The 13,778-nt window shown below is 31.5% G+C and carries 9 protein-coding genes; 8 read left to right on the forward strand and 1 reads right to left on the reverse strand.

Annotation, left to right across the window (positions count from 1 at the left end; translation table 11 throughout):
* Window positions 1-165: 165 nt before the first annotated feature.
* Both pfkA and pyk read left to right on the forward strand, forming a co-directional pair.
* Window positions 166-1,131 (forward strand): 6-phosphofructokinase, encoded by a 966-nt coding sequence (gene pfkA / locus B2G86_RS01680; protein WP_078356410.1) that lies wholly within the window; start codon window positions 166-168, stop codon window positions 1,129-1,131.
* 31 nt (window positions 1,132-1,162) lie between these two features.
* The gene (pyk, locus tag B2G86_RS01685) at window positions 1,163-2,923 is read left to right on the forward strand and encodes a pyruvate kinase (protein ID WP_078356411.1); all 1,761 of its coding nucleotides are present in this window, start codon (window positions 1,163-1,165) and stop codon (window positions 2,921-2,923) included.
* 270 nt (window positions 2,924-3,193) lie between these two features.
* On the opposite strand, the gene B2G86_RS01690 is transcribed toward pyk, so the two are convergent.
* Window positions 3,194-4,549, reverse strand: coding sequence for an amino acid permease (locus B2G86_RS01690; protein WP_078356412.1), 1,356 nt, complete (start codon window positions 4,547-4,549; stop codon window positions 3,194-3,196).
* A 429-nt stretch (window positions 4,550-4,978) separates the two neighbouring features.
* Here B2G86_RS01690 and B2G86_RS01695 point away from each other — a divergent pair, with 429 nt between their 5' ends.
* The 6 genes from B2G86_RS01695 to polA all read left to right on the forward strand — a co-directional run bounded on the left by B2G86_RS01695 (window position 4,979) and on the right by polA (window position 13,778).
* Window positions 4,979-6,097, forward strand: a complete 1,119-nt coding sequence (locus tag B2G86_RS01695; RefSeq protein ID WP_078356413.1) for a citrate synthase — start codon at window positions 4,979-4,981, stop codon at window positions 6,095-6,097.
* A gap of 49 nt (window positions 6,098-6,146) precedes the next feature.
* Window positions 6,147-7,415: an NADP-dependent isocitrate dehydrogenase gene (gene icd, locus B2G86_RS01700; RefSeq protein WP_078356414.1), complete on the forward strand. Its 1,269-nt coding sequence runs from the start codon at window positions 6,147-6,149 to the stop codon at window positions 7,413-7,415.
* Window positions 7,416-7,478: 63 nt separating this feature from the next.
* On the forward strand, window positions 7,479-8,411 hold the full coding sequence (gene mdh / locus B2G86_RS01705) for a malate dehydrogenase (protein ID WP_078356415.1): 933 nt from the start codon (window positions 7,479-7,481) through the stop codon (window positions 8,409-8,411).
* Between the two features lie 143 nt (window positions 8,412-8,554).
* Window positions 8,555-9,265, forward strand: coding sequence for a response regulator transcription factor (locus B2G86_RS01710; protein ID WP_078356416.1), 711 nt, complete (start codon window positions 8,555-8,557; stop codon window positions 9,263-9,265).
* Entirely contained in the window at window positions 9,258-10,964 is a 1,707-nt protein-coding gene (pnpS, locus tag B2G86_RS01715; RefSeq protein WP_078356417.1) for a two-component system histidine kinase PnpS, read from the forward strand. The genes B2G86_RS01710 and pnpS overlap by 8 nt, the downstream gene beginning before the upstream one ends.
* A 192-nt stretch (window positions 10,965-11,156) precedes the next feature.
* Window positions 11,157-13,778 carry a DNA polymerase I gene (polA, locus tag B2G86_RS01720; protein WP_078356418.1) on the forward strand — a complete coding sequence of 874 codons (2,622 nt, stop codon included), beginning with the start codon at window positions 11,157-11,159 and terminating at the stop codon, window positions 13,776-13,778.

Consider the following 13,778-nt stretch of genomic DNA (forward strand, 5'->3'; position numbering starts at 1 on the left):
GAAATAAATGTATAGCGTTTTCAAGATTCCGAATATTACAAAACTTAGAATCTTTGTTTAAGAAGACGTTTACATATCTAAATAACGTTAGTTTTAATGGAATCAAGCAATTATTTGTGTTATTTTTAAATTAACAAACATATAACAAGAGAGGTCTGTATATTTATGAAAAAAATTGCAGTATTAACGAGTGGTGGAGATTCACCAGGGATGAACGCAGCTATTCGTGCGGTTGTTCGTAAAGCTATTTATCATGATATTGAAGTTTATGGTGTTTACCAAGGATATTTAGGTTTAATCAATGATAATATTGAAAAACTTGAATTAGGCTCAGTAGGTGACATGATTCAAAGAGGTGGAACATTCCTTTATTCTGCAAGGTGTCCAGAATTTAAAGAAAAAGAAGTTCGTGCTAAAGCTATCGATAACCTTGAAAAAAGAGGTATAGAAGGCTTGGTTGTTATCGGAGGCGATGGTAGCTATAGAGGCGCACAAAGATTAAGTGAAGAAGCAAAGAACCTTAAAACAATTGGTGTACCAGGTACAATCGATAATGATATAAATGGTACTGACTTCACAATCGGCTTTGACACAGCTCTTAACACAATTATAGAGTCTGTTGATAAAATTAGGGATACGGCATCAAGTCATGAACGTACTTTTATTATCGAAGTTATGGGTAGAGATGCTGGGGATTTAGCATTATGGTCAGGATTAGCTGCTGGAGCTGAAACAATTTTAATTCCAGAAGTAAAAGCGGACATAGAAGAAATTGCTGAAAAAATCCAACAAGGCATGGATCGTGGTAAGAAACACTCAATTATTGTATGTGCTGAAGGTGTTATGACAGGTAATCAATGCGGCGAAGAATTAAAAAAATATATCAACATTGATACACGCGTTTCATGTTTAGGTCATATTCAAAGAGGTGGTACACCTACAGGTATGGATAGAGTATTAGCATCAAGATTAGGTGGATACGCTGTCGAATTACTTATGCAAGGTGAAAGTGCTAAAGCAGTTGGCATTCAACAAAATGAGTTAACATGTACTCACTTTGATGGAATATTCCAATCAGAACATAATATCGATAACAAAATGTATGAATTAGCGCATCAATTATCTATTTAAATCAAGTAAAAACTATGGAGGTCATTTTAAAATGAGAAAGACAAAAATTGTATGTACGATAGGTCCAGCATCAGAATCAGAAGAAATGTTAGAAAAATTAATGCTTGCAGGGATGAACGTCGCTAGATTGAACTTCTCTCACGGCAGTCACGAAGAACATAAAGGTCGTATAGATACAATTAGAAAAGTAAGTGCAAAATTAAACAAAAACATTGGTATCTTACTTGACACTAAAGGTCCAGAAATCAGAACGAATAATATGAAAAATGGTTTAATTGAACTTACTAAAGGTAGTGAAGTTACAGTTAAAACAACAGAAGTTGAAGGTACTCCTGAAGCATTTTCAGTAACTTATGAGAAATTAGCTGAAGACCTTGAAGTTGGTTCAACAATTCTACTTGATGATGGTTTAATAGAACTTACTGTTAAATCTATAGACGTTACTAAAGGTGAAGTCGTTTGTCATGTAGAGAATACAGGAGAACTTAAAAATAAAAAAGGTGTTAACTTACCAGGTGTTAAAGTAAATCTTCCAGGTATTACTGAGAAAGATGCTAGCGATATTCGTTTTGGTATTGAACAAAATGTAGATTTCATAGCTGCAAGTTTCGTAAGACGTCCTTCAGATGTTTTAGATATTCGTGGAATTTTAGAAGAAAAAGAAAACAATACAATTAAAATTATTCCTAAAATTGAAAATGAAGAAGGAATTGAAAATATCGATGAAATTCTTCAAGTTTCAGACGGATTAATGGTAGCTCGTGGTGATATGGGTGTTGAAATCTTACCAGAAGCTGTACCAATGGTTCAAAAACAATTAATTAAGAAATGTAATAAATTAGGTAAACCAGTTATTACAGCTACACAAATGTTAGACTCAATGCAAAGAAATCCTCGTTGTACAAGAGCTGAAGCAAGTGACGTAGCCAACGCTATTTATGACGGTACAGATGCAGTAATGTTATCTGGTGAAACTGCAGCTGGATTATATCCAGAAGAAGCTGTACGTACTATGCAAAATATCGCAGTAGCTGCTGAAGATGCACAAGATTACAAAAAATTATTGTCAGATCGTTCAAAAATGATAGACACAAACTTAGTAAATGCTATAGGTGTATCAGTGGCACATACAGCATTAAACTTGAATGTAGAATCAATCGTAGCTGCAACAGAAAGTGGAGCAACTGCACAAACAATTTCTAAATATAGACCACATTCACATATCATTGCTGTAACACCAAACGAAACAACTGCTCGTCATATGACATTAGTATGGGGCGTTTTACCGGTTGTTAAAAAAGGTGAGCAAAATACGGATGAGTTATTAAACAATGCAGTATCAACAGCAGTAAACACTGGTTTAGTTGATAATGGTGATTTAATCATTATTACAGCAGGTGTTCCTACTGGAGAATCAGGTACAACTAACTTAATGAAAATACATTTAGTTGGGGATGAATTAGCTAAAGGTCAAGGTATTGGTCATAATTCAACAGTAGGTAAAGCAGTAGTTGTAAATAAAGCTGAAGATTTAAAAGGAAAAGATTTAAGTGAATCAGTCGTAGTTACACAATCTACAGATGCAGAAATGGTTCCTTACTTAGAAAAAGCAAAAGGGATTGTAACTGAAGAAGGTGGTTTAACTTCACACGCAGCTGTAGTTGGACTTAACTTAGGCGTTGCAACAATAGTTGGAGTAGAAGATGCTCGTCAAAAAATTGTAGACGGTACTTTAATTACATTAGATCCTAAACAACATAAAATATATGAAGGATACGCTAACGTACTTTAATATATAGATTAACTTTAAAAGAGGATGAGACAATTAATTTGTCTCATCCTCTTTGTCATAGGTCCTTTATATTCACACAAGCCGAGAGAAGTGTAAGTAAGGATAGTTATATTCACAAAAGTCAGGAGAAGTGTAAGCAAGGATAGCTATATTCACACAAGTCGAAAGAAGTGTGAATAACCTATATATAAAAAGAGTAGAAATTCACTTTCAACAATGAATTTCTACTCTTTTTTATATCTCTAGGACATTGTGTCCAAGCTCTTTATCTTATTTAAATACTTTTTTCTTTTGAATAAAATACATCAAAGTTAAAAGGATAAACCAAATTGGAGTGATTAAGATAGCGATTAAGGTAATTTTGTTTGTCATCAATAAAATGAATACAAAGATAAAGAATATTAATGTTATCCATGCTACTGGTACGCCACCTGGCAATTTGAATTTAGAACTTTTATTTAACTCAGGGGAAATCTTACGATATTTAATATAAGCAATAATAATCAGCGACCATACAACTAAAAATAAAACGGTTGAAACTGATGTAACGTATTTAAATACTTCTCCAGCATCTTTTATAACGTAGTTTAGAATTACAGAAATCATTAATAAAAAACAACTGAATAGTGTAGCTTTATAAGGAACACCTGTCTTGTTTGTTTCGCCAAATCTTTTATTAGCTTGTCCATTTTGAGATAAACCATAGAGCATTCTACTATTTGAAAAGATTCCACTATTACAAGATGATGCTGCAGCTGTAAGAACTACAAAGTTAATAATTGCTGCAGCTATTGGAATCCCTATGAGGCCAAATAGTTTAACAAATGGACTTTCTGCAGGATCAATTTTATCCCATGGCGTAATAGACATGATGATAATTAGTGAACCTACATAAAAAATCATAATACGAATAGGGACACTGTTTATTGCTCTCGGAATTGTTTTGTGAGGGTCTTTCGTTTCACCTGCAGTGACACCTATTAATTCAATTCCAACAAAAGAAAATGTAGCCATTTGGAATGACATGAAGAATCCATTCATACCATTTGGAAATATTCCATCATGATCCCATATATGTGTTATTGATGCAGTACCATAAGGTGTTTCATACGCCATAACAATCATTATAATTCCTACAATTATTAGTGCTACAATTGTTGTGATTTTGATAATCGAAAACCAAAATTCTAATTCTCCAAATAGTTTAGCAGTCATTAAATTCAAGGACATTAAAACGAGTATAGTAAATAATGCTGTTAGCCATGTTGGTATATTTGGAAACCAAAAACTTATGTATTTTGCAACTGCTGTAACTTCAGCCATGCCTGTTACGATCCAACAGAACCAGTAAGTCCATCCTGTTATGTATCCAGCAAATGGTCCGATATATGTATGAGTTACATCTGCGAATGAATGAAAATCAGTATTTGACAGTAAGATTTCACCTAAAGCTCGCATAAATAAAAATAGTATTAATCCTATAATAATATAGGTAAGCAGAATTGATGGACCGGCAGAATGAATTGTTTCTCCAGCGCCTAAAAACAAACCAGTACCGATTGCTCCCCCTATAGCAATAAGCTGTACGTGTCTATTACTCAACTCCCTTTGTAAATTATTAGACATAAAACCTATTTCCTTCTTTCATATTCAAAATTTTATGTTTTTATTATGCACTTGCTGTCAGAAAATAGCAATTAAAAACTTAAGTATATTAATGGTTAAATTTTACTTAAATCATGATTTATAATTTTTATCATATATAATAATAAAAATGAATGTTTAAAGTGTAAAAAGGACTAAATCTGATAAATGTGATAAGATATAATTATCTTAAAAATCCTTTGTTGTTCACGTTTTGGAGGTATATTTAATTTATTATATGAATATTATAAAAACGATAAATTTACATTTGTTTAATTTAATTTAATTTCAATTACTAACTTTTTTCAAGTTTCAAAGGTCTTCGCATTCACAAATCAACAGAAATTATATATAATGTAATATGAAAGCCATTACATATATGGGCAATTATTTAGTAAGGGGGATATTATTATGGCACAAGTAGCAAAAGGTTTAGAAGGTATCATTGCTTCTGAAACTGAAATTAGTTCAATTATAGATAATCAATTAACTTACGCAGGTTATGAAATAGATGATCTAACTGAAAATGCATTATTTGAAGAGGTAATGTTTTTACTTTGGAATTTAAGATTACCTAATAAAGCAGAATTAGAAGAATTAAATGGGAAGTTATTTGATTATATGACTTTAAATCCAAGAATGTATAGTCACTTTGAAGATTATGCAACGGATAAAATACACCCAATGACAGGATTACGTACATCGTTATCTTATCTTGCTCATTTTGATCCTAAAGCAGAAGTATTCGACGAAGAATCTAATTATGAACGTGCAATTAGAATCCAAGCGAAAATAGCTTCATTAGTAGCTTCATTTTCACGTGTGAGACAAGGTAAGCAAGTTGTTAAACCTAAAAAAGAATTAACATATGCAGCAAACTTCTTATATATGTTAAGAGGAGAAATTCCAACTGATGTTGAAGTTGAAGGTTTCAATAAAGCTTTAATTTTACATGCAGACCATGAATTTAATGCATCTACATTTACAGCGAGAGTTGCAGTTTCAACTTTATCTGATATGTATTCAGGTGTAACTGCAGCAGCTGGAGCTCTTAAAGGACCATTACATGGTGGCGCTAACGAGCAAGTTATGAAAATGTTAACTGAAATTGGTACAGTCGATAAAACAGACGATTATATTAAAGAAAAAATAGCAAATAAAGAAAAAATCATGGGCTTTGGACATAGAGTATACAAAAATGGTGATCCAAGAGCTAAATATTTAAAAGAAATGAGTCGTCGTATAACAGATGAATCAGGTCAAAAAGAATTATTTGAAATTTCATTACGCATTGCTGAAATAATGAAAGAAGAAAAAGGATTATTACCTAATGTAGATTTCTATAGTGCTACTGTATATCATAGTATGGGTATTGATCATGACTTATTTACACCAATTTTCGCAGTTAGTCGTATGTCAGGTTGGACAGCTCATATTCTTGAACAATATAGAACAAATAGAATAATGAGACCAAGAGCTGAATACACTGGCGCGCGTGATCGTAAATACGAAGCGATTGAAAAACGATAATATAGTTAATATAATATAAATAACACAAATTAGATGGAGGAATAATATAATGACAGCAGAAAAAATCACAACAAATCAAGGCGTATTAAATGTTCCAAATAACCCGGTCGTACCATTTATTATCGGAGACGGAATTGGTCCAGATATTTGGAATGCAGCAAGTAGAGTATTAGATGCTGCAGTAGAAAAAGCATATAATGGTGAGAAGAAAATCGAATGGAAAGAAGTTTTAGCTGGTCAAAAAGCATTCGATGAAACTGGCGAATGGTTACCTGAAGCGACTTTAGATACAATTAGAGAATATTTAATCGCAATTAAAGGACCATTAACAACTCCAATTGGTGGAGGTATTCGTTCACTAAACGTTGCTTTACGTCAAGAGTTAGATTTATTCACTTGTCTACGTCCTGTACGTTGGTTTAAAGGTGTTCCTTCACCAGTTAAACGTCCAGAAGATACAGATATGGTTATCTTCCGTGAAAATACAGAAGATATTTATGCTGGTATTGAATTCCAAGAAGGCACAGATGATGTTAAAAAAGTAGTAGACTTCTTACAAAATGAAATGGGTGCTAAAAACATTAGATTCCCAGAAACTTCAGGTATAGGTATCAAACCAGTTTCAAAAGAAGGAACTGAAAGACTAGTAAGAGCAGCTATTAACTATGCATTCGATAACAATCGTAGAAATGTTACTTTAGTACATAAAGGTAACATTATGAAATTCACTGAAGGTGCATTCAAAAAATGGGGTTACGATCTTGCAGAACGTGAATTCGGTGATAGAGTATTTACTTGGCAACAATATGATAAAATTGTTGAAGAACAAGGTAAAGATGCAGCAAACAAAGCACAATCAAATGCTGAAGCAGAAGGTAAGTTAATTGTTAAAGATTCAATTGCTGATATCTTCTTGCAACAAATCTTAACTCGCCCAGCTGAATTTGATGTTGTAGCGACTATGAACTTAAATGGTGACTACATTTCAGATGCATTAGCAGCTCAAGTTGGTGGTATTGGAATTGCTCCAGGAGCGAATATTAACTATGAAACTGGACATGCAATATTTGAAGCTACTCACGGTACAGCTCCAAAATACGCTGGTTTAGACAAAGTAAACCCTTCATCAGTTTTACTTAGTGGTGTATTAATGTTAGAACATTTAGGATGGCAAGAAGCTGCAGATAAAGTAACTCAATCTGTAGAAGCAACAATTGCTTCTAAAGTAGTAACATATGACTTTGCTCGTTTAATGGATGGCGCGACTGAAGTTAAATCTTCAGAATTTGCTGATGAATTAATTAAAAATTTACCATAAATAAAGCATTAATTGAGGAAGGTTATTTATAACCTTCCTTTTATTTATAAGGAGATGAATATTATGGCAAGGAAGAAGATATCAATAATTGGTGCAGGATTTACTGGTGCAACTGCTGCTTTCATTGCAGCTCAAAAGGAATTAGGTGACATTGTTTTGGTGGATATGCCACAGTCAGAAAATCCTACTAAAGGAAAAGCACTCGATATAGCAGAAAGTGCTCCAGTATTATCTTTTGATTCAAAAGTAATAGGTACTTCAAACTATGAAGATACTAAAGACTCAGATGTTGTTATTATTACGGCTGGTATTGCGAGAAAGCCAGGTATGTCACGTGACGATTTAGTTCAAACAAATCAAAATGTAATGAAATCAGTAACAGAACAAATCGTTAAATATTCACCTAATACAGTTATTATAGTATTAACAAATCCTGTTGATGCAATGACTTATACAGTTTATAAAGAATCAGGTTTACCAAAAGAAAGAGTAATCGGTCAGTCTGGTGTCCTTGATACTGCAAGATTTAGAACATTTATCGCAGATGCTTTAGATTTATCTGTAAAAGACGTTACAGGATTCGTATTAGGTGGTCATGGTGATACAATGGTACCTTTAATTAGATATTCTACAGCTGGTGGTGTACCATTAGAAAATTTATTATCACAAGATAAAATTAATGAGATTGTAGATAGAACTAGAAAAGGTGGAGCTGAAATCGTTAACCTATTAGGGAATGGTTCTGCTTATTATGCACCTGGTGCAGCTTTAATAGAAATGACTGAAGCAATCTTGAAAGATCAAAAAAGAGTATTGCCTTCAATTGCATATTTAGAAGGCGAATATGGATATAATGATATATATTTAGGTGTGCCTACTGTATTAGGTAAAAATGGAATAGAAAGCGTCCTTGAATTAGACTTAACTGATGAAGAAAAAGAACTATTAGATGAATCTGCTGAATCAGTTAAAGTTGTTAGAGATATTTTACAATAAAATAATAGGAATAAGGCTGATTCGGTAAAGAATCAGCCTTAATGTTTAGAAAGTGTTAACTTTTTGTAAAGTTCTCTAAATATGCATTATTTTTTTAATAATTTAAGTTATAATTATATTAAATCGCTTAAGGAGGACCTTGCATGTCACAAAAAGTATTGGTTGTAGACGATGAACAATCTATCGTTACATTGCTGAAATATAATATAGAACAAGCTGGATACCAAGTAATCGTAGCTTACGATGGTGTTCAAGCATTAGAAATGGTTAACGAAGAAAAGCCTGATTTATTAGTATTAGATGTAATGTTACCTGAAAAAGATGGAATTGAAGTATGTAAAACGATTCGTTCTGACAAAAATCAAGTTCCAATTTTAATGCTTACTGCCAAGGATGACGAATTTGATAGAGTATTAGGTCTAGAATTAGGTGCAGATGATTATATGACGAAGCCATTTTCACCCCGTGAAGTGGTAGCTCGTGTTAAAGCAATTTTACGACGTGTCGGTCAAGTTGAAACTCAAAACTCAGATGACGATGAAGATATTATTTTAGGTTCTATTAGAATCAGACCTGACTTTTTTGAAGTTTATAGAAATGACGAATTATTAGAATTAACACCTAAAGAATTTGAACTATTACTTTATTTAATTGAAAGACAAGGACGAGTTATAACACGTGAACATATGTTAAATTCAGTATGGAATTATGAATTTGCTGGCGACTCTAGAATAGTTGATGTACATATTAGCCATTTGAGGGATAAACTTGAAGAGAATCCTAAGCAACCTCAATTTATTAAAACAGTTAGGGGTTTAGGATATAAGTTAGAAAGACCAAAGAACAATGATTAAATTTTATAATAAGTTATTAATTATACTTACAACGGTCACTGTTGTAAGTTTTCTTATATTAGGGTTTTTCCTTCATAATTCTAGTTATGATTTAATTTCTAAACAACAGCAAAAATTATTAAAAACAGAATCTCAAAAAATATATAACATCGCTAAAAAAGAACCAGAAAAAATTAACGAAATACTTGATGTGTTTGAGCAAGATATTTATCTAGAAAAAAATGGTAAAGTAATCTATAACTCAACAGAAAATAATACAAAACTATTTAAAAAAGAAAAGAAGAAAGCAATTTCAGATGCAAAATCTTTTGATGAATATTTCTCAGTTGACAAAATTGATTCTGAAATTTTATATGCTAAAAAATACAATGACTATACTATAGCTATAGCTAAGCAAACGGATACTATATCTATTATTCAAAAAGATATATGGAAGTATTTATTACTCGTTCTATGCTTTATGTTACCGCTTATATATTTTGTAGTTAGATATATTAATACTTCTTATATACATCCAATAAAAGAAGTAACTTATGCTACAAAATTATTAGCTTCAGGAAAATATCGTGTTAGAGTTCCAGAAAGTAATGTTAAAGAAACGAAAGAGTTATTTATTAATACAAATGAGCTTGCTAGAACTTTAGATGATTTAAATAATGAGCAAAAATTACAAAGAAATAGATTAGAGACTACATTAGAAAATATACCTAGTGCAACATTGATGGTAGATAGAGATGGTGTTATCGTTATTGCGAATAAAACATATCATGATTTATTTGACCGTGTTGGTAATGCAGAAGGTCAATTATTTAAAGATGTAATGCCAAACGCTGAAATCTCTCAAATGATGAATGAATCATTAAAGTTAGAAGAACCGGTGTTTGAACAAGTTGAAATAACTATTAATAATGTTCATAATAAATTTTTTGAAGTATCAGTTATACCTGTGTTATCTAGAAGAAAGCGTAACTTATTAGGTTTGGTTGTCGTTATGCATGATATAACAAAATTAAAAAAATTAGAACATATGCGAAAAGATTTTGTTGCCAATGTATCTCATGAGTTACGTACACCAATAACATCTATAAAAGGTTTTGCAGAAACATTGTTAGATGGTGCTAAAAATGATCCAGAATCATTAGATATGTTCTTAAATATTATTCTTGAGGAGTCTAATAGAATTCAGTCGTTAGTTCAAGATTTACTTGATTTATCAAAAATTGAACAAAATGATGAAATTCCTAAAGAGCAAATATCTCTCACTGAAATAGGAGAACATACAATAAATACAGTTGCCAATGTTGCTATGAAGAAAGACATAGAAATAATAAACAAAATAGACGAAAATGTTATTTCATTTGGAGATAAAGATAAAATCACTCAAGTTTTGATTAATTTATTAACAAATGCAATTAGTTATTCACCAAAATCTAGTCATATTGTTCTTACAATCAAAAATGATGGAGATGGCCAAGTCATTTCAGTTAAAGACAATGGTATTGGTATATCAGTAGATGAACAAAGACGAATATTTGAAAGATTTTATAGAGTGGATAAAGCAAGAAGTAGAGATTCAGGTGGAACAGGATTAGGATTATCAATTACAAAACATATCATTGAAGCACATAATGGACAAATTAAAGTAGAATCAGAAGTCGGTAAAGGTTCTGATTTTATTGTGAAGCTATTTAATAAATAATCTTTATAGAATCTTTACAATTTATTCATGCTGAATTAATTATTGATAGATAGAATAAATATAGACCCCTTCATTTTGATGATTGAGCGAAATACATATGTATTTCGCTTTTTTTTATTTTATGCGAAACAATCTGATTATAGTGTGAGGTATGATAAAATAAAATCAATATAATAATGGAGGTATCCTACATTGGAAAAATTGGTACTGATTGATGGTAATAGTTTATCATTTAGAGCGTTTTTTGCATTGCCTTTATTAACTAATAAAGCTGGTGTTTATACTAATGCAATATATGGTTTTACAATGATTTTAGATAAAATTATAAAAGAAGAAGAACCTACACACTTTATGGTTGCATTTGATGCAGGGAAGACTACGTTTAGAAATAAAATGTACAGTGAATACAAGGGTGGACGAGAGAAGACGCCAGATGAACTAAGAAGCCAATTACAATATATACGCCAGTTAGTAGAAAGCTATCATATTAAACATTATGAATTAGAAAATTATGAAGCAGATGACATTATCGGTACACTATCAAAACAAGCTGATGAAAAAAATTTAAAGACAATCATTATTACGGGTGATCGTGACTTAACACAATTAGCTAGTGAAAACGTAACGATTTATTATACAAAAAAAGGTGTAACTGATATTGATCATTATACTCCTGAATTTATTTCAGAAAAATATGATGGACTAGAACCAAAGCAGATTATAGAAATGAAAGGACTTATGGGTGATAAGTCTGATAACATTCCTGGTGTACCGGGAATTGGCGAGAAAACTGCGATTAAATTGTTGAAACAATATGATACTGTTGATGGCGTTTATAATAATATAGATGAATTAAAACAATCTAAAATGAAAGAAAAACTTATAGATAATGAAGATAATGCAAAGCTTAGTAAAGAACTTGCCACAATCAATAGAGATAGTCCAATTGAAGTAACGATAGATGATTTGAAGTTAACGGATAATGGTGATGAGGAAAAAATTAAATTATTCAAAACTTTAGAATTCAAACAGTTACTTGATCAAATGGATGCGAGTACTGAAGCATCAGACGATCGCATCATAGAATATCAAGATCATTTAAAAGATTTTGATTTTGCAAATATTAAAGAAGCAGCTATACATTTTGAAACAAACGAAAACAATTATTTAAAGGCTGATATTCTTGGATTTGCAATTCATGCCAATGATAAAACGTATGTCATTTCACTTGAAGAACTCGAACAAAATAAAGACTTACACGCTTGGTTAGAAAATGGGAATGTGAAATTCTCAGCATATGATTCTAAAAAGACAATTATTTTATGTGAAAGATTAGGTATTAAAGTTGAAAATATTCAATTTGATACAATGCTCGCTAGTTATATATTGGATCCATCTAGAACAATCGATGATGTGTACTCAGTTGTTTCTGAGTTTGGCATTTATTATGTACCAAATGATGAAAGTATATATGGTAAAGGTAAAAAGCTACATGTTCCTGAACGTGAAGTACTTTTTGAATGTATTGCTAAAAAAGTAACTGCAATATTTGAGACAAAAGAAAAAATGGTCGAGCTAATGAAAGAAAGAGCGCAACTTAGTCTACATGATGATTTAGAGTTACCATTAGCAAGAGTATTAGCTGAAATGGAATATATCGGTATAACTGTAGATAAAGATACATTAGTTGAAATGCAAGAAGATTTAAAAGTTCGTATCGATAAATTGATTGAACAGATTCACAATCATGCTGGAAGTGAATTTAATATAAATTCACCTAAACAGCTAGGTGTAGTTTTATTTGAAGATTTAAAATTACCTATTATTAAAAAAACAAAAACAGGCTATTCTACAGCAGTTGATGTATTAGAACAATTGAGAAATGAACATCCAATTATTGAAGATATTTTAGTTTATAGACAACTTGCTAAATTACAATCGACTTACATTGAAGGCTTACAAAAAATGATAACTTCAGAAGGTAAGATTCATACTAGATTTAATCAAACCTTGGCTCAAACTGGTAGATTAAGCTCAATAGAACCTAACTTACAAAATATACCGATACGGTTAGAAGAAGGTAGAAAAATCAGAAAAGCATTTCGTCCAAGTAAAGAAAATCACGTTATTTTTGCTGCTGACTATTCACAAATCGAGTTGCGAGTGTTGGCTGATATAACAGGTGACGAACATATGAAAGAAGCTTTTACTGCTAATGAAGATATCCATACAACTACTGCGATGAGAGTGTTTAACGTAGAAAAAGAGGAAGTAACCTCAAATATGAGAAGACAAGCAAAAGCAGTAAACTTTGGAATTGTATATGGTATAAGTGATTATGGACTTAGCCAAAGTTTAGGTATAACAAGAAAAGCTGCTAAAAAATTCATAGATGATTATTTAGATAGTTTCCCTAAAGTAAAAGAATATATGGATACTATCGTTCAAGATGCTAAGCAAAAAGGTTACGTGGAAACATTGCTTCATAGACGTAGATACACACCTGATATTACGAATAGAAACTTTAATTTAAGAAGTTTTGCAGAAAGAACTGCAATGAACACACCAATTCAAGGTAGCGCAGCTGACATTATAAAATTAGCAATGGTTCAATTTTCTAATAAAATGAAAGAAAAAGAATTTAAAGCTAAATTGTTATTACAAGTACACGATGAATTGATTTTTGAAGTTCCGAAAGACGAATTAGAAACATTTAAACCATTCGTTGAAGATATCATGGATAATGCACTCGAATTATCAGTGCCATTAAGTGTAGAATCAAGTTATGGAGAAACATGGTACGATGCAAAATAA

This window comes from Mammaliicoccus fleurettii, assembly GCF_002018435.1.
Lineage (GTDB): Bacteria > Bacillota > Bacilli > Staphylococcales > Staphylococcaceae > Mammaliicoccus > Mammaliicoccus fleurettii.

Excerpts from the sequence above, each read along its gene's own strand:
- pnpS (WP_078356417.1), top strand. The coding sequence starts at position 9,258 with ATGATTAAATTTTATAATAAGTTATTAATTATACTTACAACGGTCACT.
- B2G86_RS01690 (WP_078356412.1), bottom strand. The coding sequence starts at position 4,549 with ATGTCTAATAATTTACAAAGGGAGTTGAGTAATAGACACGTACAGCTT.
- B2G86_RS01710 (WP_078356416.1), top strand. The coding sequence starts at position 8,555 with ATGTCACAAAAAGTATTGGTTGTAGACGATGAACAATCTATCGTTACA.
- pfkA (WP_078356410.1), top strand. The coding sequence starts at position 166 with ATGAAAAAAATTGCAGTATTAACGAGTGGTGGAGATTCACCAGGGATG.
- icd (WP_078356414.1), top strand. The coding sequence starts at position 6,147 with ATGACAGCAGAAAAAATCACAACAAATCAAGGCGTATTAAATGTTCCA.
- B2G86_RS01695 (WP_078356413.1), top strand. The coding sequence starts at position 4,979 with ATGGCACAAGTAGCAAAAGGTTTAGAAGGTATCATTGCTTCTGAAACT.
- mdh (WP_078356415.1), top strand. The coding sequence starts at position 7,479 with ATGGCAAGGAAGAAGATATCAATAATTGGTGCAGGATTTACTGGTGCA.
- pyk (WP_078356411.1), top strand. The coding sequence starts at position 1,163 with ATGAGAAAGACAAAAATTGTATGTACGATAGGTCCAGCATCAGAATCA.